General features: G+C 60.4%; 24 protein-coding genes. 8 read left to right on the forward strand and 16 right to left on the reverse strand.

Annotated features, from left to right (window positions below; genetic code table 11):
- Positions 1-59 precede the first annotated feature (59 nt).
- From F6R97_RS27295 to F6R97_RS27320, 6 genes are all read right to left on the reverse strand, one after another.
- Positions 60-1076, reverse strand: coding sequence for an arginine N-succinyltransferase (locus F6R97_RS27295; RefSeq protein WP_315867400.1), 1017 nt, complete (start codon positions 1074-1076; stop codon positions 60-62).
- A 119-nt stretch (positions 1077-1195) separates the two neighbouring features.
- Positions 1196-2545: an APC family permease gene (locus F6R97_RS27300; protein WP_038983976.1), complete on the reverse strand. Its 1350-nt coding sequence runs from the start codon at positions 2543-2545 to the stop codon at positions 1196-1198.
- A gap of 57 nt (positions 2546-2602) precedes the next feature.
- Positions 2603-3355: an N-formylglutamate amidohydrolase gene (locus F6R97_RS27305; protein WP_048394932.1), complete on the reverse strand. Its 753-nt coding sequence runs from the start codon at positions 3353-3355 to the stop codon at positions 2603-2605.
- A complete protein-coding gene (locus F6R97_RS27310) occupies positions 3339-4670 on the reverse strand; it encodes a glutamine synthetase family protein (protein WP_048394929.1) in 1332 nt (443 codons plus the stop codon). The genes F6R97_RS27305 and F6R97_RS27310 overlap by 17 nt, the downstream gene beginning before the upstream one ends.
- A complete protein-coding gene (locus F6R97_RS27315) occupies positions 4667-5311 on the reverse strand; it encodes an isochorismatase family cysteine hydrolase (protein ID WP_038983971.1) in 645 nt (214 codons plus the stop codon). Before F6R97_RS27315 ends, F6R97_RS27310 begins: the two co-directional genes overlap by 4 nt.
- Positions 5312-5313: 2 nt before the next feature.
- A complete protein-coding gene (locus tag F6R97_RS27320; RefSeq protein ID WP_038983970.1) occupies positions 5314-6168 on the reverse strand; it encodes a MurR/RpiR family transcriptional regulator in 855 nt (284 codons plus the stop codon).
- Positions 6169-6509: 341 nt separating this feature from the next.
- On the opposite strand from F6R97_RS27320, the gene F6R97_RS27325 reads away from it, so the two are divergent.
- Together F6R97_RS27325 and cobF are read left to right on the forward strand one after the other, a co-directional pair.
- Entirely contained in the window at positions 6510-7082 is a 573-nt protein-coding gene (locus tag F6R97_RS27325) for a histidine phosphatase family protein (RefSeq protein WP_315867401.1), read from the forward strand.
- On the forward strand, positions 7082-7837 hold the full coding sequence (gene cobF, locus F6R97_RS27330) for a precorrin-6A synthase (deacetylating) (protein ID WP_315867402.1): 756 nt from the start codon (positions 7082-7084) through the stop codon (positions 7835-7837). The genes F6R97_RS27325 and cobF overlap by 1 nt, the downstream gene beginning before the upstream one ends.
- 133 nt (positions 7838-7970) lie before the next feature.
- Here cobF and ftrA read toward each other — a convergent pair whose 3' ends face one another.
- A complete protein-coding gene (gene ftrA, locus F6R97_RS27335) occupies positions 7971-8945 on the reverse strand; it encodes a transcriptional regulator FtrA (RefSeq protein WP_315867403.1) in 975 nt (324 codons plus the stop codon).
- 101 nt (positions 8946-9046) lie between these two features.
- On the opposite strand from ftrA, the gene F6R97_RS27340 reads away from it, so the two are divergent.
- Positions 9047-9481 (forward strand): rhodanese-like domain-containing protein, encoded by a 435-nt coding sequence (locus F6R97_RS27340; RefSeq protein WP_038983962.1) that lies wholly within the window; start codon positions 9047-9049, stop codon positions 9479-9481.
- 117 nt (positions 9482-9598) lie between these two features.
- On the opposite strand, the gene F6R97_RS27345 is transcribed toward F6R97_RS27340, so the two are convergent.
- On the reverse strand, positions 9599-10240 hold the full coding sequence (locus F6R97_RS27345) for a type 1 glutamine amidotransferase (RefSeq protein ID WP_048394923.1): 642 nt from the start codon (positions 10238-10240) through the stop codon (positions 9599-9601).
- Positions 10241-10562: 322 nt separating this feature from the next.
- On the opposite strand from F6R97_RS27345, the gene F6R97_RS27350 reads away from it, so the two are divergent.
- The gene (locus tag F6R97_RS27350) at positions 10563-11342 is read left to right on the forward strand and encodes an ABC transporter substrate-binding protein (protein WP_315867404.1); all 780 of its coding nucleotides are present in this window, start codon (positions 10563-10565) and stop codon (positions 11340-11342) included.
- 244 nt (positions 11343-11586) lie between these two features.
- A complete protein-coding gene (locus F6R97_RS27355; protein ID WP_315867405.1) occupies positions 11587-12303 on the forward strand; it encodes an alpha/beta hydrolase in 717 nt (238 codons plus the stop codon).
- A gap of 11 nt (positions 12304-12314) precedes the next feature.
- Here F6R97_RS27355 and F6R97_RS27360 read toward each other — a convergent pair whose 3' ends face one another.
- From F6R97_RS27360 to F6R97_RS27380, 5 genes are all read right to left on the reverse strand, one after another.
- The gene (locus tag F6R97_RS27360) at positions 12315-12902 is read right to left on the reverse strand and encodes a hypothetical protein (protein ID WP_315867406.1); all 588 of its coding nucleotides are present in this window, start codon (positions 12900-12902) and stop codon (positions 12315-12317) included.
- 87 nt (positions 12903-12989) lie between these two features.
- A complete protein-coding gene (locus F6R97_RS27365) occupies positions 12990-13745 on the reverse strand; it encodes a hypothetical protein (protein WP_315867407.1) in 756 nt (251 codons plus the stop codon).
- Positions 13746-13926: 181 nt separating this feature from the next.
- Entirely contained in the window at positions 13927-15108 is a 1182-nt protein-coding gene (locus F6R97_RS27370; RefSeq protein WP_048394915.1) for an acetyl-CoA C-acetyltransferase, read from the reverse strand.
- Between the two features lie 11 nt (positions 15109-15119).
- Entirely contained in the window at positions 15120-15785 is a 666-nt protein-coding gene (locus F6R97_RS27375; RefSeq protein ID WP_038983951.1) for a CoA transferase subunit B, read from the reverse strand.
- Positions 15786-15821: 36 nt separating this feature from the next.
- A complete protein-coding gene (locus tag F6R97_RS27380; RefSeq protein WP_007896014.1) occupies positions 15822-16520 on the reverse strand; it encodes a CoA transferase subunit A in 699 nt (232 codons plus the stop codon).
- A 283-nt stretch (positions 16521-16803) separates the two neighbouring features.
- Here F6R97_RS27380 and F6R97_RS27385 point away from each other — a divergent pair, with 283 nt between their 5' ends.
- Positions 16804-17700, forward strand: coding sequence for a LysR family transcriptional regulator (locus tag F6R97_RS27385; protein WP_038983949.1), 897 nt, complete (start codon positions 16804-16806; stop codon positions 17698-17700).
- A 129-nt stretch (positions 17701-17829) separates the two neighbouring features.
- Here F6R97_RS27385 and F6R97_RS27390 read toward each other — a convergent pair whose 3' ends face one another.
- Complete coding sequence (locus F6R97_RS27390) at positions 17830-18876, reverse strand: class I SAM-dependent methyltransferase (RefSeq protein ID WP_038984244.1); 1047 nt, start codon at positions 18874-18876, stop codon at positions 17830-17832.
- A 298-nt stretch (positions 18877-19174) separates the two neighbouring features.
- On the opposite strand from F6R97_RS27390, the gene F6R97_RS27395 reads away from it, so the two are divergent.
- Positions 19175-20008, forward strand: a complete 834-nt coding sequence (locus tag F6R97_RS27395; protein WP_050681461.1) for a DUF692 domain-containing protein — start codon at positions 19175-19177, stop codon at positions 20006-20008.
- Positions 20001-20759, forward strand: coding sequence for a DUF2063 domain-containing protein (locus tag F6R97_RS27400; protein ID WP_315867408.1), 759 nt, complete (start codon positions 20001-20003; stop codon positions 20757-20759). The genes F6R97_RS27395 and F6R97_RS27400 overlap by 8 nt, the downstream gene beginning before the upstream one ends.
- 137 nt (positions 20760-20896) lie before the next feature.
- On the opposite strand, the gene F6R97_RS27405 is transcribed toward F6R97_RS27400, so the two are convergent.
- Positions 20897-22207, reverse strand: a complete 1311-nt coding sequence (locus tag F6R97_RS27405; RefSeq protein ID WP_315867409.1) for an ATP-binding protein — start codon at positions 22205-22207, stop codon at positions 20897-20899.
- The gene (locus tag F6R97_RS27410; RefSeq protein WP_007896007.1) at positions 22204-22944 is read right to left on the reverse strand and encodes a response regulator; all 741 of its coding nucleotides are present in this window, start codon (positions 22942-22944) and stop codon (positions 22204-22206) included. Before F6R97_RS27410 ends, F6R97_RS27405 begins: the two co-directional genes overlap by 4 nt.
- Positions 22945-23124: the final 180 nt, after the last annotated feature.

Here is a 23124-nt window from a genome sequence, read left to right on the forward strand (position 1 = left end):
TGCAACTCCTTCTTCGCGCTTGTTCGGGCGCTGTCGTTGGGCACGGGGCCGGTGGCGGCTCACAGGGCGATCAACCGGATCGCACCGGCGTCGGTCACATTCAGGGCCGCGCACATCTCGGCGCTCAAGGCCACGGGTTGCCCGGCGCGATAGTCCAGTTCGGCGACAATGGCGCGGTAGTCCTTCAACGAATCGTTGCTCACCAGGTAGCTGCCGCGCGCATCGATGGCCGAGCCAGGGTGCACCGTGCCGGTCTGGCTCTGGGCGATGGAGCGAATGTTCGAGGTGCGTGCATACAACGTCGGGCCACCGTCGAACAGGTCGATGTAGCTGTTGGTCTCGAAGCCTTCGCGTTCAAGAATGTCGAAGGCCTCCTGACCGTCGGGATGAATCCGGCCGATACATGCCTGTGCCGCCGGGGGCAGCATCGGCACGTAGATCGGGTATTGCGGCATCAGTTCGGCGAGAAATGTCCGGCTCTGCAGACCGCAAAGCCGCTCGGCCTCGACGTACGGCAGGTCGAAGAAATGCTTGCCCAGCGCATCCCAGAACGGTGACTGGCCCTGTTCGTCGCTGTAGCCAACGATTTCGGTGATCACCGCTTCGGCAAAGCGCGCCTCGTGTGCGGCGATGAACAGCAGCCGCGCCCGGGACAGCAATTCGGAAAACCGCGTGCGCTCCAGAGCTGCGTCGATATGGAAACCGCGCAGCAACGTATGACCACTGAGGTCGTGGCACAACGACAACGCCGGCACCCCGTGCTCGATGTTCAACTCCCGTGAAGCGCTAGTGAAATGACGGTTGCGCAAACTGTAGAACGGTTCACTGAACCCGGCAGTGGCGAGAATTTCCGAGCAGCCTGCCAGACGGCGGGTCGTAAGATTTTCCAGCACGAAGAAGTAGTTCTCCGGGCCAGGACCCTGGACGTCTTTCTCGAACGAAGCGCAGGAGTCGAGAATCTTCTCGCGCAGGCGTTCGGTGTCGTCCGGCAAGGACGTGACCCCCACCAGACTCTCGCGCGCCAGTTGCTGCAACTGGGGCAGGTCGGTTAACTCCACCGGGCGTAAGACCAGCATGGATGTACTCCTGTATCAAAGGGTTCGGCGATTTGCACCGAACCTGACTATCACTGTCGGTTTCCACGCGTTAAATCGGCTGTCGCCTGAATTCATGTCAGACGCTGCTCTTTTTCTTGTCAGCCATTGCTTGGGTCGGGTAGGACCGTGCTGGCACCCAGTTTGTTGAGGAAGAATAGATAGACCAGCCCCAGGGCAATCCAGATCAGGCCGAGTTTCTGTGCATCGACGCCCATGTTGTACATGATGGCCGCGACGATGATGAAGCCGATCACCGGGCAGATCAGGTGACGGACCACCTGGCCGGACTTCTGCCGACGCCAGTAATAGTTGATTACGGTCAGGTGCAGCAACATAAAGCCGCTCAGGGCGCCGAAGTTCACCAGGGAGGTGAGGGTGTCCACCGAGTTGATAAACAGGTAGCAGATCACCAGCGACAGCGCCGCCACCAGATAGATACTCACATACGGTGTGTTGTGTTTCGGGTGCACCTTGGCCAGCACTTTCGGCAGTTTGCCGTCCCGGGCCATCCCGAACAGCAGGCGTGAAACCGCCGCTTGCGAGGTGATCGCAACCGCGACGCCCCAGGCCAGGGCGGTGGCCACGGCGGTCAAGGTTGCCAGCCAGCTGCCGGCGGCGATTTCGGCGATTTCATAGAACGCAGTGTCGGCGGACTTGAAGCCCAGGCCGGCGGCCAGATCCGTGGCAATCCAGGTCTGCACGACGAAGATCACGCCCATCACCAGCAATGTGATCAGCGCAGCCTTGCCGACACTGCGGCCCGGGTCGCCCTTGATCTCTTCGGCGAGGGTGGAAATCGCATCGAAACCGAGAAACGACAGCACCGCAATCGACACCGCTTGCATCAGCAGGGCGAAGTTGAATGTCTCGGGGTTGTACAGCGGCGCCAAGGTCAGTTGACCGTTACCGCCGCCGTTGTGCAGGGCATTCCAGGCATAGAACAGGAAGATCCCCAGCACCACCAGCTGCGCCAGTAGAAAGACGATGTTCATCCGCGCGGTGAAGGTAATGCCCCGCAGGTTGACGAAGGTGGCGCTGACCAGAAAGGCCAGGATGAAGCCGACTTTCGGGATGTCCGGGTACAAATGATTCAGCGCCATCGCCGCGTAGACGTAGAGCAGCGGCGGAATCAGCAAATAATCGAGCAGCATCAGCCAACCGGCGATAAACCCGACATGCGGGTTGAGGCCGCGTTGAGCGTAGGAATACACGGAGCCCGCAATCGGAAAGGCCCGGGCCATGCTGCCGTAACTGAGGGCGGTGAACAGCATCGCCACCATGCCGATGATGTAGGCCAGCGGCACCATCCCCGGGGCTTCGGCGTTGACGTAACCATAAACGCCGAACGGGGCGATGGGGATCATGAAGATCATCCCGTACACCACCAGGTCCGTCAGCGACAGGCTACGTTTCAACTCCTGCTTGTAGCCGAATTCTTCTATTTCCATGAAGCCCTTCTCCTTGATATGAAAGCAGCTGCAGGCTGCGAGTTTGAAGCTATTGCTCTACAGCAGTGGCGCCAGATAGTCGGTCCAGCGACCGATGTCTTCGGGCGTGCGCAGCAGATCGTTGCGTACCTCGATCAATACCGACTCAAGCCCTCGTGCATCGCCGTGAACCGGCACGGTCATGTCACCCAGCGGATCGACTTTGTACGGCTGATTACCCGCGACTTTCAAGGGATGCCGACTCAACCCGTCGATCACTCGCTGCGCGTATTCCCCGGCCTGTCCGTACAACACGCCGGCTTCCAGCGCGCGTGGCTGGCCGTAATAGATCGGCGTAAAACTGTGAATCCCCACCACGCGAACTGGTCGACCTTGCGCCACGCGGGCGTCGATCAAGGTTTGCAGGCGTGTATGAAACGGCTTGAACAGGCAGTGCCGGCGGTATTCGCGGGTGGCCTCGTCCAGATCCCGATTGCCCGGCACCTGATAAATCTCGCTCTGCAATGGAATGCTGTCCGGCGCATGGCGTGGGCGATTGAGGTCGATCAACAGCCGTGAATAGTTGGCCGCCAACAGGGTCGCGCCCAGTGCTTCGGACAAACCCTCGGCCAGCGCCAGGGCGCCGATGTCCCAGGCGATGTGTTCGCGGGCGGCTTCATGGCTCAAGCCCAGGTCATTTAGCTTGGCCGGGATGAAACGACTGGCGTGTTCACACACCAGAATCAGCGGGTGCCCGGAGGCTTCCCGGCTCAGGGTGTACGCAGGCTCGGTGTAGAACCCCAGTTCGGCGGACTCAGTACAGGCGCGCATAGTGCTCACAAAGATCGGCGGGCGAGAGCTGTTCCGTCAGCCTCAGTTCCTCGGTTTTAAGGGCGAACCAGGTGTCCAGCAAAGCGCTCGGCAGGGCTTCGATCAGCGCCTCACTATTGCGCAGGCATTCCAGGGCCTGGGACAGGGACGCGGGCAGGGCGACGATGCCGCGGGCCTGGCGTTGTTCTTCGCTCAGGGCATCGGGCACTTCATCGGTGATCGCGTTCAGGGTCAGGCGCTGTTCGATGCCCAGGCGCCCGGCGATCAGCAACGCAGCCATGGCCAGATGCGGCGAGGCGGTGGCGTCCATGGCGCGAAATTCCAGGTTGTACTGCGCCGCCAGGGCTTTGCCGCCCAGGCTTACAGTCGGGCAAATCCGCAGCGCCGCTTCGCGGTTGCGTTGGCCGAGGCAGGCGTAGGAAGCGCTCCAGTGATGGGGCTGCAAACGCTCGTAGGAAACCGGCGTCGGCGCGGTAAAGGCGCAGAGCGCCGGCAAATAGTGCAGAACGCCGGCGGCCCAATGCTGGCCGAGGGTCGACAGGCCGTTGGTGGTGCCGGCGTCATACATCACCGGGTGGCCGGCCAGATCCTGCAGACTCACGTGCAGATGCACGCCATTGCACACCGCCTGCCCGGAGGTCTTGGGCGCGAAACTCAGGTCCAGGCCCATTTGCCGGGCGATCTCACGGGTGATCTCGCGCACGTTCACCGCACGGTCGGCGGCGGCGACGCCAAGGGCCGGGCGGCAGGTGATTTCGTATTGGTGCTTGCCGTATTCCGGCAGGAACATCTCTGGTTCCACACCGCCGGCACGCAGTGCGCTGAGCAACCAGCCGCCGAACTCGGCGCCCTGGCGCTGCGCCTCAAGAGAGAACGCCAGACGCTCAACCGCGCCGCTGCCGAGGTTGAATTCATGTTCGAACGCGGCGTTGATCTGCAGTCCCAGTTCGTCGCGATAACGCTCCACTTCGTTGCGCAACAGCGTGCGCGGGCAGGCGCCCCATGGGCGGCCATCGGTTTCGCGAATGTCGCCGTGAATGAAGTCCAGCGCCGGGGCATTGGCGTCCGGGCCGTTGTTGACGGTCACGCGACTGCTCAAATCCGGGATCAGCCGCAAGTCTCCATAAGCACCCCATGGATTGCTGGAGGCGATGATGTCTTGCGGAGTCAGGGCGCTGTTGGCCGGCACCCAGCCGCAGCCCACCACGTGATAGGCATCGAGTTCGTCGGTGGGAAAGGAACGGCCGCGCGTCACGCCAATCAGGTCGGTGGTGACGATCGTGGTCATCGGCAGTGGCGACAGGCGTGCGCTCATGGCTGCATCTCCTGTAACCGGCGGAGCACGGTTTGGGTATCGGTGATCCAGCAGTAGCCCTTGATGGCGTTCAGGCAGGCGTGATGCCGTTGTTCGGTGTAGGTGGCGCAGGCATCTTCGACCAGCGTCACCAGGTAACCGCGGTCGGCGGCGTCGCGCACGGCCATGTCGACGCATTGGTCGGTGACGATGCCGGCGATGATCAGGTGTCGGGTTTCAAGGTTGCGCAGCACGTAGTCGATGTTGGTGGAGTTGAAGACCCCGGAAGAGGTCTTGGGCAGCACGATTTCGTTTTCGATCGGTGTCAGGTCATCGATGATTCGAGCTTGCGAGCTGCCCTTGGGCAGGTGCATGTCCGAGAGTTTGTGATCCAGCGAACGATCGCGACCATCGGCGGTGAGGCTTTCGATGAGCGTGTGCAGCACGTTTTGTCGTGCATTACGAAAGGCACTGAGCAACCGGCGTTGATTGGGCACCACTTGCATGTGGGCGCGGGTCAGAAAGTATTCGGCATCCGGCCCGTTGAGGTGCGGATCGAACTGCGGCTCAAGCCAGGCACGTTGCATGTCCACCAGCAACAGCGCGGTGTGGTCGGCGGCAAATGGCAAGTCCCGGGGCGAGTGGTGGGGGAGCGTGAACATCCTTATTTTTCCTCCAGCAAGTGGGTGTCGAAGTCGGTCCGCAGGGCATCGATGCCTTCCAGGCGATCGGCCAGATCGGGACTGCGCAGGGACAGGCAGGCAACCAGTGCTTCAACCTGGGCCAGCGCCGGAACCATCGAGTCGAAAGCCGACGCCGATTCCACCGGTGCACTGATGATCAGGTCGGCCATTTCTCGCAGCGGTGAGGCGTAGATATCGGTGAACAGCACGACCCGCGCATGTCGGCTCTTTGCGGCATTGGCGACCCGCAAGGCCTGGGACTGGTAGCGGCGATAGTCGAACACCAGCACCACGTCCTGACGCTGCACGTCGAACAAGCGGTCGGGCAATTGCGCGTTGTCTTCCAGGGCAAAACAACCGGGCCGCAACAGGCGTAGGTGGTTGAGCAAATAGTTGGCGAGGAAACTGCTGAAGCGGCCGCCAAAGCAATGGACCTGATGGCGGGTGTCGAGCAGCCATTCCACCAAAATTCGTACATCTTCGGGTTGGGTCAGCGCCTGGGTGTCGACCAATGCCCGATGGCTGTTCGCCAGATAGTGGCCCCAGGGATCATCTTTTTTGAGATGGGCGCGGGGTTGCAGCAGGGTACTGGGGGAGCGCAAGCGGTCATCCATGTCGCTCAGCAAGGCTTCCTGAAAGTCGGCATAACCGCTGAAACCAAGCTTCTTTACCAGCCGCACGATGGTCGGATCGCTGACACCGGCATGTTCGGCCAGACGCGACATCGGGCCCAACCCGTTACGCGGGTATTGATCCAGCAAGGCACGTATGACTTTGCGTTCCGACGGTGTGAGTTCCACGCCGGGATCGGTGATCAGGTCTCTGAGAGAGGGCATCCGGGCTCCTGCTGGATGGGTGTGTCGGTTTCGTTTCATAAATTGCTAAAATAGTATTTATGTAACGTGTGCTACATGTCTAGTGAATTTTTCCGAGGATTTTAAAAGTCCAAAAATGGGGCGAAAACCCCGTGCGCCGGGGGCTACGCGTATGTCGACTGGCTTTGTAGGACATCGCCGATAGTGGTGTCAGAGATCGCTACTTTTCAGGGATAAAATGGGGCCGCCAACCCGATCGACTGCTTGAAACGAAGCGCCCTGGATCGGGCTTCTTGCGGCACAATGGGCCGATTGTTCTCGGCATCGTGCCGTCATCCACCCCATCGACAGAGTGATCTTCCGTGCAGGCGACCCGCTTGACCCTGATGTGCCACGCTCGAACCGTCGCACAAAAATTGGCGTGTTTTCCTACGAATGAGCCGTTGGAAATGGATTGGCAATCGGCGCAGGGTTCGCGTTGCCGTCAGTTCAAGGGCACACCCCGTTTGCTCTGTGGCCCGGAACTGCGGACCCGCCAAACCGCTGAGCTGTTTGGCCACGACGTGGAGATTGTCGCGGCACTGGCAGATTGCGATTTCGGACGCTGGAAAGGCACGTCGATTGACGACCTGCAAACAGCCGAACCCGAAACGCTCCAGGCCTGGCTCAATGACCCGACCTCGGCGCCTCACGGTGGAGAGTCGGTGGCACAACTCGGTGAGCGGGTGGCTGCGTGGTTGAGCACCCTTGAGGCGACGCCGGGGCATATCGTTGCCATCACCCATCCGTTTGTCATTCGCGCAGCACTGATGCAGGTGCTGCAGGGCGCGGCGTTCAACCAGATCGATGTCGAACCGTTGTCGGCCATCGAGTTGCGGTTCAACGGTCGCTGGCGGCTACGCTTGATGGGCACGGACCCCGAGGGAGCACATTGATGAAAAAACTTCTGGTCATCGGTGTCGGTGCCGGCAACCCCGACTACATCACCATGCAGGCGGTGAAGGCGCTGAATTGCGTCGATGTGTTTTTCCTCATGGACAAGGGCCAGAGCAAAGACAAGCTGATCGACCTGCGCCGCGAGCTCTGTGAGCGCTACATCACCGATCACGACTACCGCTTCGTCGAAGCCCACAGCCCGGAGCGGGAACGCGGGGATGTGGACTACAAGGCCAGCGTCGAAGACCTGAACCGCGCCAAGCAGCAGACCTTCGAACGGCTGATCAACGAGGAAATGACTGACGACCAGTGTGGCGGTTTTCTGGTGTGGGGCGACCCGGCGTTGTACGACAGCACCATTCGGATTCTGCAGGCGATTCTGGCGTCAGGCCGGTGTGTGTTCGAGTTCGAGGTGATTCCCGGGATCACCAGCGTGCAGGCATTGGCGGCGCAACATAAGGTGCCGTTGAATCGCATCGGTCGCTCGATTGAAATCACCACCGGACGGCGGTTGGCGGCGGGGCAGGTGAGTGACGCCGACAGCCTGGTGGTGATGCTGGATGCGCAAGATGCCTACCATCACGTGGCCGATCAGGAGACGGAGATTTACTGGGGGGCTTATTTGGGGACGCCGGATGAAATTTTGATTAGCGGCAAGCTCAAGGATGTCGCGGATGAGATTGAGCGAGTGCGCAAGGCGGCGCGGCTGGAGCATGGGTGGATTATGGATACTTATCTGTTGCGCAAGTCTTGAGATAATGGGTGTTTGGGGTGGCGCCATCGCGGGCAAGCCCGCTCCCACAGGATTTGTGTGTTGAACACACTATCTGTGAACAACACAATCCCTGTGGGAGCGGGCTTGCCCGCGATGAGGCCCTCAAACACACTCAAAAAACCACCTTTACCTCGCGCCCAAACCGCTCCCGATACACCGACGGCGGCACACCGACCACACTGCGAAACGCCACCCGAAAACTCTCCACCGATCGATAACCACAGTGCTGGGCAATCTGCTCGGTGTTCTGGCGAGTGCTCTCCAACAATTCGCGAGCCCGGGCCAAGCGCTCATGTTGCAACCATGCCTTGGGCGGCAGGCCGCTGGCTTCAGTGAACCGCCGCAGGAAGGTGCGCTCACTCATGGCCGCCTCGCTGGCAAGGTCACGAACCTCCAGCGGTTCGTGCAGACGTTCCCGCGCCCATTGCATGACCCGCGACAGATCGCTGCGCGACGTCGGGCTGACCGGTGACGGAATGAACTGCGCCTGGCCGCCGGTGCGTTGCGGCGACATCACCAACCGCCGCGCCACCGAGTTGGCCACCTGAGTGCCGAAATCCCGCGCGACCAGGTGCAGGCAGGCATCGATGCCGGCGGCACTGCCGGCCGAGGTGATCAATTGGCCCGAATCGACATAGAGCACGTCCGGGTCCACCTGAATGTCCGGAAAACGCTCGGCCAGTTCAGCGGTGTAGCGCCAATGCGTCGTGGCACCGTGACCGTCGAGCAAACCGGTGGCCGCCAGTACGAATACCCCGGAACAGATCGACAGCAATCGCGCGCCCCGGGCATGGGCCTGGCGCAGGGCGGCGAGTAAAGGTTCAGGCACCGCCGCGCTGCGGTCGCGCCAGCCGGGGATGATGATGGTCCGGGCCTCTTCAAGCAGTTCCATCCCGCCGTCGGCCAGCACCTGAATGCCACCCATGGCACGCATCGGCCCTTGGTCGACAGCGACGATACGATGCGCATACCAAGGGAAATCGAACTCCGGTCGCGCCAGGCCGAAGATCTCCACGGCGATGCCGAATTCGAAGGTGCAGAGGCCGTCGTAGGCCAGAATCGCGACCAATCCAGGGGTGGGCTGCATTTGGCGGAAAATTCCCGGTGAGTGTCTTGTGCGCCACTGTAGCGGCAAGCGCGGGGCAGATAAAGTCTTCCCACACCCACCGAGACGTTGGAGTACAACCCATGCCCAGCCTGGTTCGCGAAATTCCCGCCGCCCCGTCAGCCATTGCCCTGATGCATTTCAGTAACCGTCTGACCTTCGAGACCGATTGTTCCGACGTCCATGGCAGCCAACAGGCCGGCGAAGTGGATTTTGTCCTGGTGGACGTGCGCGGACCGTTGGCGTTCGAACGCGGACATGTGCCGGGCGCGATCAACATCCCGGGTCGACTGATCACGGCTGATGGCCTGGCGGCTTATTCGAAGGCCACGTTGTTTGTGGTTTATTGCGCAGGGCCCCACTGCAACGGCGCCAACAAGGCCGCGGTGAAACTGGCGGCGCTGGGTTACCCGGTCAAGGAGATGATCGGCGGGGTGACCGGGTGGCTGGATGAGGGGTTTGAATTGAGTGTTGCGGTGCAACAGCCGGTCAGTACCGTGATCGGCTGCGAATGTTGATATAGCCGAAAAGATCGCAGGCTTCGCCAGCTCCTACATTGACCGTGTACACCGGTGAAATTACGGCTGTACCTCCCCTGTAGGAGCTGGCGAAGGCTGCGATCTTTTGATCTTGATTCAAACTGCCGTCCGCGCCGCCCACCATTGGTCGAGCGTCTCCTGCAACCAGCCAAACACGGTTGCATAGGCAGCGCTGTCCTCTGACCCCCGAGGCAACGGCGATTCCTCGGCAAAGTGCTCATTGAGCATTGCCACCGATTCAGCATTCCACTCCGGATGGAACTGCAACCCCACCCGCGTCGCCCCGACGCGGTACATCTGCTGCTCACACACGTCACTGCTGGCCAGCAATTGCGCCTCTGTCGGTAGATCGATCGCGTCTTCGTGCCATTCCAGCACCTTCAGCGTCTGGCCATCCGCAAAGGTCACGGTGGTCCAGCCAGTTTCGGGGCGAGCCATGCGCCGCACATTCCCTCCCAGGCTCAGCGCCAGCAATTGCGCGCCCAGACAAATCGCAAACACCGGCGCGTCCTGATTCAGACTGCCCGCCAGCCATTGACGCTCCGCTTCCAGCCATGTCGGCCCGGCATTGGACTCATAAGGCCCGCCCAACAGGATCGCGGGTGCCGCACTCACCGGCGGTAACTGGCCGAGGTCGGCGCGAAACACATTCAGCGTAATGCCACGGGCCCGGGCCCATTCGGCAATGGCGCCAGGACCTTCGGCAGGATGATGCTGGATCAGATTCAACATGGGCATCACGCTTCTCTTCCGGGAATGGGTTGGCGGGGTCAATGTGCCGCAAAAAATTGTTCATCGCCAGTGCGACTGTTCAATCGGATCACGCCCGAAACCTTGTAGGTTTTGTCTGAAACAAAGGATTGTCCTACAGCCCTTGCACCACCGTGGCGCACGCTTCAAGTGCCTTGAATCCCTCGGCTGTTTTTCTATAAATATTTGTCGCTTAAACATAATTGGCCCTCCTGAAGCCACTCTAGACTGCCGGCCACTTCGGTCTTCACTAACCGAAAGTTGCCAATCGAAAGCTGCCAATAAAAGCCTCCGCACACAGGAGTTATAAATGAAGAAGCGAGTGATGTTCGGTGCCCTGGCACTGTCGATGTTGTCCCTGACGGCTGTGGCCGATGACGCCAAGCCGATTCGCCTCGGTATCGAAGCCGGTTACCCGCCATTTTCGATGAAAACCCCGGACGGCAAACTCACCGGTTTTGACGTGGACATCGGTGATGCGCTGTGTGAGCAGATGAAGGTGAAGTGCACCTGGGTCGAGCAAGAGTTCGATGGCCTGATCCCGGCCCTGAAGGTCAAGAAAATCGACGCGATCCTGTCGTCCATGACCATCACCGATGATCGCAAGAAGAACGTCGATTTCACCATCAAGTACTACCACACCCCGGCGCGCTTCGTGATGAAGGAAGGCACCGACGTCAAGGACCCGCTGACCGAGCTCAAAGGCAAGAAAGTCGGTGTGCTGCGCGCCAGCACCCACGACCGCTTCGCCACTGAAGTGCTGGTGCCGGCCGGCATCAACCTGGTGCGTTACGGTTCCCAGCAGGAAGCCAACCTGGACATGGTCGCCGGTCGCCTCGACGCGATGCTGGCCGACTCGGTCAACCTGGACGACGGTTTCCTGAAAACCGACGCCGGCAAAGGCTTCGCCTTCGTAGGCCCGACCTATGAAGACGCCAAGTATTTCGGCGGCGGTGCCGGCATCGCTGTACGCAAGGGTGATAAAGCGCTGGCGGACAAATTCAACACCGCCATCACTGAAATCCGCGCCAACGGCAAGTACAAGCAAGTGCAGGACAAGTACTTCGCTTTTGACGTTTACGGCCATTAATAGGCTGTAGAAAAAAGTGGCCACTGTTGACGCGGTGGCCACTTTTTTTATTACCCTGAGAAACACATTTCTCGTAGGAGCTGCCGCAGGCTGCGATCTTTTGATCTTGTTTTAAAAGCAGGATCAAAAGATCGCAGCCTGCGGCAGCTCCTACGGTGGGACGGTGTATCGGCGGGAGACAGTGCGTCGGCGGAAAGAGATGTTAGGCTTTGCCCCGAATCCTGCGCTCTGTGAAGGAAGGTTTATGTTGAAGTTACTCGCTCTGCTCACGCTCCTGGCGTCCGCCGCCGTCCACGCTCAAACCCCACTGCACACTGATCTGCCGCTCAAGTACCTGGAGCAGGCCGACGCTGAATCCCGCAACCAACCTTTGGTGATTTTCCTGCACGGTTACGGCAGTAATGAGCAGGATCTGTTCGACATCAAGGATGAATTGCCGCCGCAGTACAACTACCTGTCGGTGCGGGCGCCGATGACGTTGGAGGAGGGCAGTTACCAGTGGTTTCGCCAAAAGGGTGAGGGCGCCTATGACGGTGAGACGGACGACTTGAAGGCCAGCGGCCAGGTGCTGAGGGATTTTGTCGCACAAGCGGCGAAGAAATATCACACCGAAGCGGACAAGGTATTCCTGGTGGGTTTCAGCCAGGGCGCGATGATGTCCTACGAGGTCGCGTTGCGTCATCCCGAGGCGGTAGGCGGGATTGCGGCGTTGAGCGGGCGCATCCTGCCGGTGCTCAGGTCCGAGCTCAAACCGGATGAAAAACGCCAGCAGCTGGCGATTTTCATCGGTCATGGCACCGCCGACACACTCCTGCCCTACAACGACGGTACTGAGGCCGACAGCCTGTTGCAGCGCCTGTCACTCAAGCCCGAGTTTCATGCCTATCCGGGTGTCGGTCACAGCATCAGCGCCCCCGAGATGCAGAATTTGAGTGCCTGGTTGCAGCGCCTCAATCCCTGAATCGGTCGGGTTTATTTGCCGCTGACGATTTGTTTCACCAGCGTTTCGTGGCCGGTTTTGTCGTTGGGACGGGAGATGATCTGAACGATGGCCATGCGCGTGCCGGAAGCGGCCATCAACGTGCTGTCCAGCGTCATACCACCGCCCTGGGTGGCGGTGCTGTCGATCTGCCGAAGGCCCAGGCCCGTGCCTTTCTGAGTCAGGCTTTTTTCGCTGGTTTTGTTGAAAACCGGCAAGGCGTTGCGTTGCTCAGTGGCGAACGCGGACACGGTGGCGTCAAGGAACTCACCGTCGTTGTCCTTGACGTTGGCGCCGCCGGGGATGGTGTTTTCGGCCGCGATAACGACGGTTTTGGTGGTCTGGTTGGTGTACATCGTGCCCGTCGCCCCGGCAGTGCCGGTGGCCGCGTCGCCGGCTGGCAGCGGGTTGGCGATGAAACCCTTGGGCAGGGTGAAGGTGAACTTGCCGCCGAGCATCGAGACCTTCTGGGCTGGCGCTTTGTCGCTGGCAGTGGCCTTGGCCGCCTGCGCATTCAAGGCACCCAGGCTGGTAGCCGCCGTCAGCAGCAGAACAACGGCTTTTTTACTCAACAATGACATTCAAACTCTCCTGGGGATGATCCGCGCTTTGATGGCGATCATCCCATGGATCGCGATCGGTAGCAGCTGCCGCAGCCTGCTACGTTCTCACCTTGGACGCAATGCCAGCCGTTTAGTGATCACCAGCATCGCCAACGACACGCCTATGCCCAAGACAAACCCCAGCCATCCCCATCTTGGCAGCGCCAACGCCAGCACCAGACAAAACGCCGCAAACGAATACATCCCGGTCGCCGTCGCCCTGAGCAAGGCAGCAGTAAAAGCCGGCCCGCGAGTCTGCTGGGAAAACACTGCCATCACACTGCCCAACACCGGGAATACCGCGAGCAGCCCGCTCCAGCGTTCGCCGACGGTGCCGGCCAGCAGCGTCACAGCCAATGTGAGCAGGGCGCCGGCCATCATGCGCAGCAGCAGCTTGTCGGACTTCGGTGCCGGGCCAGAAACGATGGGCTGCACCGCGGGAAACAGGTACGGCGCGGCCAGCAATGCGATGGCGGCCGCGATCACCGAGAACACCAGCGACGGCGGAATCAGGGAAAGCACAATTGCCACCAGGGCCCAGACCAGCAGCGAAATCGTCAGCGCCCACGGCCAGCTCAAACGTTGTGCAACCTGGGCGTAGGTCACGCAAAAGGCAATCATCGCGAACATTGCCGATAACGCTGCCGTCGCCGCCTGAGCGGCGAACATCACGCCTTGCTCGATGGCGAGAAAAAACAGAATCGGCCCGACCACCACCGGCAACCCGGACAGCCAACCGGCCACGCTAGGACCCCAGCGTTTACCGGCCAGGGAAATCAGCAACAGAAATCCCGGAATCACCAGCAGTTTGAGCATCAGCACGCACGCGTCTCCATTCGGTGTGAGCCGGCCACGTTAGCATTGCGGACGATGGATTGTTCAAAATCAAAAGATCGCAGCCTTCGGCAGCTCCTACATGGGGATGCGTGCTCCTGTAGGAGCTGCCGAAGGCTGCGATCTTTTGATCTTCGGGAGTCGCCCCTTCGTCAAAGGGGGCTAAGGCTTACACTCGTTCGATAGCCAGTGCCACGCCCTGACCGCCACCGATGCACAGGGTGGCCAGACCTTTTTTTGCATCACGCTTGATCATTTCATGCAGCAAGGTCACTAGCACCCGGCAACCCGAGGCACCGATCGGATGGCCCAAGGCAATGGCGCCGCCGTTGACGTTGACCTTGTTCAAGTCCCATTCAAGATCCTTGGCTACGGCCAGAGATTGCGCGGCGAAGGCTTCGTTGGCTTCGATCAGGTCCAGTTGATCGATGGACCAACCGGCCTTGTCCAGGCAACGACGAGTGGCCGACACCGGGCCGATGCCCATGATCGCCGGGTCGACGCCTGCGTTGGCATATGCGGCGATTTTCGCCAGCACTGGCAGCCCCAGCGCCTTGGCTTTCTGCGCACTCATCAGAATCACCGCAGCGGCGCCGTCGTTCAGCGAAGAAGCGTTGCCAGCAGTCACCGAACCGTCTTTCTTGAAAGCCGCTTTCAGTTTGCCCAGGGAGTCGGCGGTGGTGCCGGCGCGAGGCTGTTCATCGGTGGCGAAGGACAGCGGATCGCCCTTGCGCTGCGGGATCAGGATTGGCGTGATCTCGTCGGCAAACCGCCCGGCTTCGATGGCGGCCACGGCTTTCTGCTGCGAGGCGGCCGCGAAGGCGTCCTGTTGCTCACGGGTCAGGCTGTATTTCTCGGCCAGATTCTCAGCGGTGATGCCCATGTGGTAATCGTTGAACGCATCCCACAAACCGTCGCTGATCATCGTGTCGACGATCTGTGCGTGACCCATGCGCAAGCCCGTGCGGGCACCGGGCATGACGTAATTGGCCAGGCTCATGTTTTCCTGGCCGCCGGCGATGATCACTTCGGCATCGCCACAGCGAATCGCCTGAGCCGCCAGATGCAGCGCTTTCAGGCCCGAGCCGCAGACCTTGTTCAGGGTCATGGCCGGCACGGCGAAGGGCAGGCCGGCCTTGATTGCGGCCTGACGCGCCGGGTTTTGTCCGGCGCCAGCGGTCAGCACCTGGCCCATGATCACTTCATCGACCTGCGCCGGGTCCAGCCCGGTCTGCGCCAGCAGTTGGCGGATCACCGCAGCACCGAGGTCAACCGCGGACACATTGGCCAGCGCCCCCTGGAAGCTGCCGATGGCAGTACGAGTGGCGGCAACAATCACAACTTCTTGCATGGAAGAATTCCTCACTGGGCAGCGAACTGCATTTCCGGGACGTGGTCAGGCACGATCAGTTTACCAGCGGTCTTGGCGACGATTTCTTCGACGCTGACGCCCGGCGCGCGCTCCTTGAGAATGAACGCGCCGTCCTGGATTTCCAGGTAGGCCAGGTCGGTCAGCACACGTTTGATGCAACCGGCACCGGTCAGCGGCAGGCTGCAACGCGACAGCAGTTTCGACTCGCCGTCCTTGGAGGCGTGGGTCATGGTGACAATGATGTTGTCCGCACCGGCCACCAGGTCCATCGCGCCGCCCATGCCCTTGACCAGTTTGCCAGGGATCATCCAGGAGGCGATGTTGCCTTCGACGTCCACTTCAAACGCGCCCAGCACGGTCAGGTCGATGTGGCCGCCGCGAATCATCGCGAACGATTCGGCGGACGAGAAAATCGAGGCGCCAATACGCGCGGTCACGGTTTGCTTGCCGGCGTTGATCATGTCGGCGTCGACTTCGGCGTCGGTCGGAAAAGCGCCCATGCCGAGCAGGCCGTTTTCCGATTGCAGCATGACTTCCATGCCTTCCGGGATGTAGTTGGCGACCAGGGTCGGAATGCCGATGCCGAGGTTCACGTAGTAGCCGTCCTGCATTTCGCGGGCGACGCGCTGAGCCATTTGTTCGCGGGAAAGTGCCATTGTTGTTATTCCTTCATTCGGTCCGGGGGCAGGGGATCACTTACGCACGGTGCGCTGTTCGATGCGCTTCTCGAACGTGCCGCAAATGACCCGGTCGACGTAGATGCCAGGGGTATGGATCTGCGACGGGTCCAGCTCGCCGGGTTCGACGATTTCTTCGACTTCGACCACGGTGATCTTGCCGGCAGTGGCGGCCAGCGGGTTGAAATTCTGGGCGGTGTGGCGATAGACCACGTTACCGAAGTGGTCGGCTTTCCAGCCTTTGACGATGGCGAAGTCACCGGTGATGGATTCTTCCATCAGGTACTGGCGGCCCTTGAATTCGCGGACTTCCTTGCCGTCGGCCACCGGAGTGCCGACGCCAGTGGCGGTGAAAAACGCCGGGATGCCGGCACCGCCAGCACGCATTTTTTCGGCGAGGGTGCCTTGAGGGGTCAGGACGACTTCGATTTCGCCGCTCAGCAGTTGCTTCTCGAACAGCGCGTTTTCGCCGACGTAGGAGGCCACCACCTTGCGGATCTGCCGGTCTACCAGCAGCACACCGAGGCCAAAACCGTCGACACCGCAGTTGTTGGAGACCACGGTGAGATCACGCGTGCCGCGGTGCTGGATCTCGGCGATAAGGTTTTCCGGAATCCCGCACAGGCCGAAGCCGCCGGAGATCACGGTCATGCCGTCTTCAAGACCTGCCATCGCTTCCTCATAGGAATACACGCGCTTGTCGAACCCTGCCATATGCACCTCTTTTATTCTTTGTGGGCGGCTGGCTAGCCGGATGGGGAGGGAGTGTCTCGCTGGAGGATTTATTTGTTAAGTTGATTTTTAAGGTTGATTGATAGATAAAACTCACTAATGCGTAGGAGCTGCCGAAGGCTGCGATCTTTTGATTTTGATTCTCGACGACCTAGATCGCAAAAGATCAAGATCAAAAGATCGCAGCCTTCGGCAGCTCCTACATTGAGCGGCGGTGGTTCGCCGAACGCGCGCAGACATTGAAATTACGTGGGAGACACCGGTCATGACCGTCAAACAGATCCGCGCATTCCTGGCCGTGGCCCAGAGTTTGAGTTTTGCCGTGGCGTGCGAGCGGCTGCACCTGTCCCAGTCGGCGTTGAGCCTGACCATCAAGGCGCTGGAGGAGGGCTTGGGCGGGCGCTTGTTCACGCGCAATACCCGCAATGTTGCACTGACCGCCGAAGGTGAATCGCTGCTGCCACTGGCTCGTCGGTTGATCGCGGACTGGGACAACGCAGAGGATGAATTGCGCCAACGCTTCACCCTCCAGCGCGGCCGCGTGACCCTGGCGGCGATGCCGTCGTTTGCCGGCAACTTGCTGCCGCCGATCCTCAAGACCTTTCGTGCCCGCTACCCCAAGGTCAACGTCACGGTGAACGACGTGATCAACGAGCAGGTGCTGGAAATGGTTCGCGACCGTCAGGTGGAATTGGGCGTGGCGTTCGAACCGACCCAGAGTTCATCGCTGGAATTTACCCCGTTGTACATCGACCGGTTTGTGGCGGTGGTGCCCCTCGATTCACCGCTGGCGGAGCTGGACGACATTGATTGGCAGACCTTGCTCAAGGAACCGTTCATTACCTTGCAGCGACCGTCGACGGTGCGGGTGATGCTCGAAGAACATTTACAGACGCGCGGCATGAAATTGCCGGTGGAATTTGAAAGCCATCAATTGGCGACAGTCGGGCGGATGGTGGCCAGCGGATTGGGCGTAAGCGCGGTGCCGGCGTTGTGCGCCGGGCAGATGCGCGAGTTGGGCGCGCGTTGCATTACCCTGCGCGACCCGGTGGTGGAACGGGCGATCGGGGTGCTGACGACGGGGCATGAACTGTCGGCGGCGGCGCAGGCGTTGTTCGATATTCTCAAGGCCGAAAATCTCGGCCAACAACTTTCCCTCTGAAATCCAACACGGTCCCGTAGGAGCTGCCGAAGGCTGCGATCTTTTGATCTTGATTTGGCGATATTGAAATCGCTGAAGATCAAAAGATCGCAGCCTTCGGCAGCTCCTACAATTAGCAGTCAGCGGTGTTTATTTACGCGCCTCCAGTATCAGGTTGAACGGCGTTTCCGTGGCCCGCCGGAACTGGGTGAAGCCCGCTTCGGTGAAGACCTTGCGCAACCGTGCCTCACCCGCCTGTGCGCCGAGCCCGAGGCCGACTTCCTGGGACAGCGAGTTGGGCGTGCAGATAAAGGTCGAGGCGGCATAGAACAGTCGTCCGACCGGAGTGGTGTTGGCATCGAGCGTATCGTTGGCGAAGGGCTCTACCAGCAGCACCGAGCCGTCGGGTTTGAGCGATTCATAGGCATGCTTTGCGGCACCGACCGGGTCACCCATATCGTGCAGGCAGTCGAAGTAGCAGACCAAGTCATAGTCGTCGCCCGGATAGCTTTTGGCGGTGCCCTGGAAGAACCGTGCCCGGCCTTCCACACCACCTTCTTCTGCGCGCTGGGTGGCGACGGTGACCGAAGGCGCGTGGTAATCGAAACCGACGAACCGTGAATTCGGAAACGCCTGGGCCATGATCACGGTCGAGGCGCCGTGGCCACAGCCGATGTCCGCTACCTTGGCGCCGGTTTCCAGTTTGGCGACCACCCCGTCGAGGGCTGGCAGCCATTCGCTGACCAGGTGCGCCTTGTACCCTGGGCGGAAGAACCGTTCCGTACCGCTGAACATGCACGGATGGTGATCGCCCCAGGGCAGGGCGCCGTTACCGCGCATGGCATTGACCAGTTTGTCCTTGTCATGGAAAAACGACGCGACCACCCCGATACCGCCGGCTACATAGACCGGTGAATCTTCGATTCCCAGCGCCAGGGCTTGCTCTTCGGGCAGGCGGAACTGGCCGTCGCGGTGTTCCATGTAACCGGAGGCGGCATGGGCGCTGAGCCATTCACGCAGCAGGCGGGTATTGCAGCCGGTCTTTTCGGCGAGGGCTTCGGGGGTGACTGGCTGACTGTCGGCCATCGCCCGGTAGAGGCCGAGTTCTTCGCCGAGGATGACGTTGGCGAGCATCGCCGCGCCGCCCATGTCGTTTACCAGTTTGCCCATGAAATCATTGAGTTTGGCCTCGTCCATCATGTGTGCTCCTTCAGCAGGATCACGGTCCAGAGGCATTGTTTGTCGAGGCATGCACCTTTGGGCGGTGATCGTGGGAATGAACAGGACGATAACCGCGTCCTGGCTCCCCTACGGGGGTAATCAACAAGTCTAGTTCGTGTATCCCACTGTATCTGACTGCCTGTCCGATACAGTGGCCTGAGAAGAGCGGCGTTTGTGAACACAGACCCGACACACCACGGCGCTTGACTGAGCTTGCCGGCCGGCACTGAGTTTTCAGACGCTGGAGACCGGATCCCAGGATGAGATCGACACCATGCAGACTCCCCTCACATCAGCGAAGACGAGCGTCGGGCTAGGCTTGCGCCGCGGTTTAATGAAGGACCTTCAAGCGGCCCCGGTGGGTGCTTTCGACTTCCTGGAAGTCGCGCCGGAAAACTGGATCGGTATCGGCGGCGCTCACGGCGTGGCGTTTCGCGCTTTGGCCGAGCGCTATCCGTTGTCCTGTCACGGCTTGTCTTTGTCTTTGGGCGGGCCGGCGCCGCTGGACGTCGGGTTCCTGCAGGAAGTGCGGGTCTTCCTCGATCACTACAAAGTGCCGCTGTACAGCGAACACCTGAGCTATTGCAGCGATGACGGGCATCTTTACGATCTGCTGCCGTTGCCGTTTACCGAAGAAGCGGTGCATCACGTTGCCGCCCGAATTCGCCAGGCACAGGACATTCTCGGTCGACGCCTGGCGGTGGAAAACGTCTCCTACTACGCCGCGCCCCGGCAGGACATGGACGAACTGACGTTCACCAACGCAGTGCTGCGCGAAGCTGATTGCGACCTGTTGCTGGACGTCAACAATGTCTACGTCAACTCGATCAATCACGGCTTCGATCCGCAGACGTTTCTGGTGGGCATCGACGCGGGGAGGGTGGTTGCCATGCATGTGGCGGGGCACTTTGATGAATCCGACACGCTGAAGATCGACACCCATGGCGCTTCGGTCAAACCGGTGGTCTGGTCGTTGCTGGCCGAGGCGTATGCACGGTTTGGTGTGCAATCGACGCTGCTGGAACGGGATTTCAACTTTCCTGTGTTCTCTGAATTGGTGAGTGAATTGCAGACCATTCGCCAGTTGCAAGGTGACCACCATGGATAAGCCGAGCTTGTATCAACAGCAAAACACATTGACTCGCTACCTGCGCGACCCCGACCACAACGCGCCGCCCGCCGGGATGGACGTGGCACGGGCGCAGGTTTATCGCGACCTGGTGTTTTCGAATCTGTCGTCGTTGCTCAGCGGGACTTTTCCGGTGCTGGTGAAGATTCTCGGCGATGATCATTGGCTCGCATTGGTGCGGATTTTCCTCCGGGACTACCGCGCTCAAACGCCGAAATTCGGCGAGATCGCCCAAGAGTTTGTCGAGTTTCTCGCCTCTGAGCCGTTGGCGTTGAGCGATGGAACGTGGCCGCCATTCATGGTTGAGCTGGCGCATTACGAGTGGGTCGAAATGGCACTGCAACAATCCGAAGCCGAGCCATTGCCGGCCAGCGATGCCGGGTTGCTGCTGGATCGACCGTTGCAGGTTTCGCCGCTGGCCTGGCCATTGGCGTATGGCTGGCCGGTGCAATTAGTGGGGCCGGATTACCGGCCGGACTCGCCGCCGGCTCAGCCGACGTTGCTGTTGGTTCGTCGGGCCGAGGACTGGAGTGTGCGCTTCTCCGAACTGAGTCCGTTGGCGTGGCGGTTGTTGCAGCGGATCGGGGAATTTCCTCGGCTTGATGGCCGAGCGCAGCTGGAAGGGCTGGCAGTGGAGGCGGGGATGGTTGGGTCCACGGAGTTTATCGACAGTGGGTTGGCGTTATTGCGGCAGATGCACGGGGAAGGGGTGGTGGGCATAGCTACCTGACCGAGCGCGAATCTACAAAACACCGAATATCCCTGTGGGAGCGGGCTTACCCGCGATGGCGGAGTGTCAGTCAACATCAATGTTGGATGTGCAGGCCTCATCGCGGGCAAGCCCGCTCCCACAGGGATTGGTGGTGTTTATTGGGTTGTCGGCAACCTGAGCTCCGCACACAATCCACCACCTTGGCGATTGCTCAAAGTCAGCGATCCGCCAATCGCCAACGCCAATTGCTGCGCAATCGCCAACCCCAAACCGGTCCCTCCCGTACTGCGATTACGTGAATTCTCCACGCGGTAGAACGGCTCCATTACCTGCGCCAATTCCTCTTCGGCAATCCCCGGCCCACGGTCCATTACCTTCACCGACAAGCTGCCATCAGCCTTCGTTTCCACCCACAACTCTGCCGCGCCGGCGAATTTCAGCGCGTTGTCTATCAGGTTAACCAGTACCCGTCGCAAGGCATGCGGTCGGGTGTTGATCACGGCTGCGCTTTTGCCGTCGAGTTGCACGTCTTTGCCCATGTCCTGATAGTCGAACACCAGGCTGTCGAGGAATGAATCCAGATCGGTGCGGCGACTGTCCTCGGTGGCACCATGAATGCTGCGGGCATAGGCCACGCCTTCGCGCACCAAGTGTTCCATCTCGCCGAGGTCGTTCCACAGTTTGTCTTTTTCGCTGGAGTCATCCATGAATTCGGCACGCAGTTTCATGCGGGTGATCGGGGTTTGCAGGTCGTGGGAAATCGCCGCCAACAGTTGCATGCGTTCCTTGAGATAAGCCGCAATGCGCGCCTGCATCGCATTAAAGGCCCGGGCTGCGTAGGCGACTTCAGTCGGGCCTTTTTCGTCCAGGTGTATGGCGTGGGTGTTGGGGTCGAGGGTTTCCACCGCTTGGGCGAGGCGAGTGAGCGGGCGGATGGCGATCCTCACGGCCAGCCAGGTGCAGGCAATCATCAGCGCCAATTGCCCTAGCAATACCGCCGGCAACCACGGCGACAAGGGCACCATCGAAGGTCGCACGTCGATAGTGACAGGGCTGCCGTCCTTCAATTTCAGGTGGGCCTGGAAGTGTTTTTTCGGGCCGGGGATGTCGGTAAAGGTCAGCGGGTAATCATGGCCGATGGCGTCCTGAATCGAGGTCACTGCAATAGGCACATCGCTGGCTGCCATCGGCGTGCCCGGCGAGCCTTCATTCAACAGATAGCCATAGTTGGCACGCTCCAGACGCTGCAGCCAGTTCGCGCGCTCGTCGGCGGGCAAACGGTCGAGGATGGCGAGGGAGGTCGAGACGTCGGTTTCCAGATTGCCCAGCATGGTGTTTTTCGCACTTTCGTAACGTTCATAATACTGAGCGCCAAAGGACAGCGCCTGGGCAAGGATCAGGCCGATCAGGAAAATCAGCGACAGCCGCGAGGCCAGTGTGCGAGGCCAGTGCAGCGCAAGATTCATGACGGCGCACCGAGCACTTCCACCGGCAGGGAAAACACATAGCCTTCACTGCGCACGGTTTTGATGTAGGCCGGTTCCCGGGCATCGTCGAGCAGGCGCTGACGCAAGCGGCTCACCAGCAAATCGATGGAGCGGTCGAACAGATCGGCATCACGGCCTTGAGTCAGGTTGAGCAATTGGTCGCGATTGAGTACCCGCTGAGGATGATCGAGGAACACCCGCAGCAGGCGATATTCCGCGCCGCTGAGGGCGACCATGGTGCCGTCCTCATCCAGCAGATGTCTGGCCGAGGTGTCCAGGCGCCAGCGACCGAACGCCAGCAGGCGACCGCTTTCGGTGATCACCAGGTTCGGCGGCAGCATCCGCGTGCGTCGTAGCACGGCGTTGATGCGGGCGAGCAGTTCACGGGCGGCGAACGGTTTGACCAGGTAATCGTCGGCACCCATCTCCAGGCCGATGATGCGGTCGGTTTCATCATTGCGAGCAGTGAGCATCAGCACCGGCGTGGCCTTGTGTTTGCCCGCGCGCAACTCGCGGCAGAGCACCAGGCCATCGTCGCCCGGCATCATGATGTCGAGCACGATCAGGTCCACCGGCGTGGACTCCAGAAACGAGCGCATCTGCCGTCCATCCGCCACCACGGTGGTGCGCAGGCCGTTCTTCTTCAGGTAGTTGCCTACCAGTTCCCGGATCTCGCGGTCATCGTCCACGATGAGAATGTGATCGACGTGTTCCATGAGCCAAGCCTCTAAGTGGGGGATATAGCGCAGTCTATCGAGCCTCGGTCCGCTCGCCTGCCGCCGATTGTATTGCAGTGTATCTGGCGTGCCGAAAGATACACGGGGACGTAAAAATGGCTGATTTCGGGTGTTTTGTATCGCTGTGTATCTCCAGCCTGCGCGGATACACAGCGATTT

Origin of the sequence: Pseudomonas sp. JV414 (genome assembly GCF_032424305.1) — a bacterium.
Classification (GTDB): Bacteria; Pseudomonadota; Gammaproteobacteria; order Pseudomonadales; family Pseudomonadaceae; genus Aquipseudomonas; species Aquipseudomonas lini.

Excerpts from the sequence above, each read along its gene's own strand:
- F6R97_RS27400 (WP_315867408.1), top strand. The coding sequence starts at position 20,001 with ATGGATAAGCCGAGCTTGTATCAACAGCAAAACACATTGACTCGCTAC.
- F6R97_RS27340 (WP_038983962.1), top strand. The coding sequence starts at position 9,047 with ATGCCCAGCCTGGTTCGCGAAATTCCCGCCGCCCCGTCAGCCATTGCC.
- F6R97_RS27380 (WP_007896014.1), bottom strand. The coding sequence starts at position 16,520 with ATGGCAGGGTTCGACAAGCGCGTGTATTCCTATGAGGAAGCGATGGCA.
- F6R97_RS27295 (WP_315867400.1), bottom strand. The coding sequence starts at position 1,076 with ATGCTGGTCTTACGCCCGGTGGAGTTAACCGACCTGCCCCAGTTGCAG.
- F6R97_RS27315 (WP_038983971.1), bottom strand. The coding sequence starts at position 5,311 with ATGTTCACGCTCCCCCACCACTCGCCCCGGGACTTGCCATTTGCCGCC.
- F6R97_RS27310 (WP_048394929.1), bottom strand. The coding sequence starts at position 4,670 with ATGAGCGCACGCCTGTCGCCACTGCCGATGACCACGATCGTCACCACC.
- F6R97_RS27350 (WP_315867404.1), top strand. The coding sequence starts at position 10,563 with ATGAAGAAGCGAGTGATGTTCGGTGCCCTGGCACTGTCGATGTTGTCC.
- F6R97_RS27305 (WP_048394932.1), bottom strand. The coding sequence starts at position 3,355 with ATGCGCGCCTGTACTGAGTCCGCCGAACTGGGGTTCTACACCGAGCCT.
- F6R97_RS27375 (WP_038983951.1), bottom strand. The coding sequence starts at position 15,785 with ATGGCACTTTCCCGCGAACAAATGGCTCAGCGCGTCGCCCGCGAAATG.
- F6R97_RS27360 (WP_315867406.1), bottom strand. The coding sequence starts at position 12,902 with ATGTCATTGTTGAGTAAAAAAGCCGTTGTTCTGCTGCTGACGGCGGCT.
- F6R97_RS27355 (WP_315867405.1), top strand. The coding sequence starts at position 11,587 with ATGTTGAAGTTACTCGCTCTGCTCACGCTCCTGGCGTCCGCCGCCGTC.
- F6R97_RS27320 (WP_038983970.1), bottom strand. The coding sequence starts at position 6,168 with ATGCCCTCTCTCAGAGACCTGATCACCGATCCCGGCGTGGAACTCACA.
- F6R97_RS27345 (WP_048394923.1), bottom strand. The coding sequence starts at position 10,240 with ATGCCCATGTTGAATCTGATCCAGCATCATCCTGCCGAAGGTCCTGGC.
- F6R97_RS27385 (WP_038983949.1), top strand. The coding sequence starts at position 16,804 with ATGACCGTCAAACAGATCCGCGCATTCCTGGCCGTGGCCCAGAGTTTG.
- F6R97_RS27405 (WP_315867409.1), bottom strand. The coding sequence starts at position 22,207 with ATGAATCTTGCGCTGCACTGGCCTCGCACACTGGCCTCGCGGCTGTCG.
- F6R97_RS27395 (WP_050681461.1), top strand. The coding sequence starts at position 19,175 with ATGCAGACTCCCCTCACATCAGCGAAGACGAGCGTCGGGCTAGGCTTG.
- F6R97_RS27410 (WP_007896007.1), bottom strand. The coding sequence starts at position 22,944 with ATGGAACACGTCGATCACATTCTCATCGTGGACGATGACCGCGAGATC.
- cobF (WP_315867402.1), top strand. The coding sequence starts at position 7,082 with ATGAAAAAACTTCTGGTCATCGGTGTCGGTGCCGGCAACCCCGACTAC.
- F6R97_RS27390 (WP_038984244.1), bottom strand. The coding sequence starts at position 18,876 with ATGGACGAGGCCAAACTCAATGATTTCATGGGCAAACTGGTAAACGAC.
- ftrA (WP_315867403.1), bottom strand. The coding sequence starts at position 8,945 with ATGCAGCCCACCCCTGGATTGGTCGCGATTCTGGCCTACGACGGCCTC.
- F6R97_RS27300 (WP_038983976.1), bottom strand. The coding sequence starts at position 2,545 with ATGGAAATAGAAGAATTCGGCTACAAGCAGGAGTTGAAACGTAGCCTG.
- F6R97_RS27370 (WP_048394915.1), bottom strand. The coding sequence starts at position 15,108 with ATGCAAGAAGTTGTGATTGTTGCCGCCACTCGTACTGCCATCGGCAGC.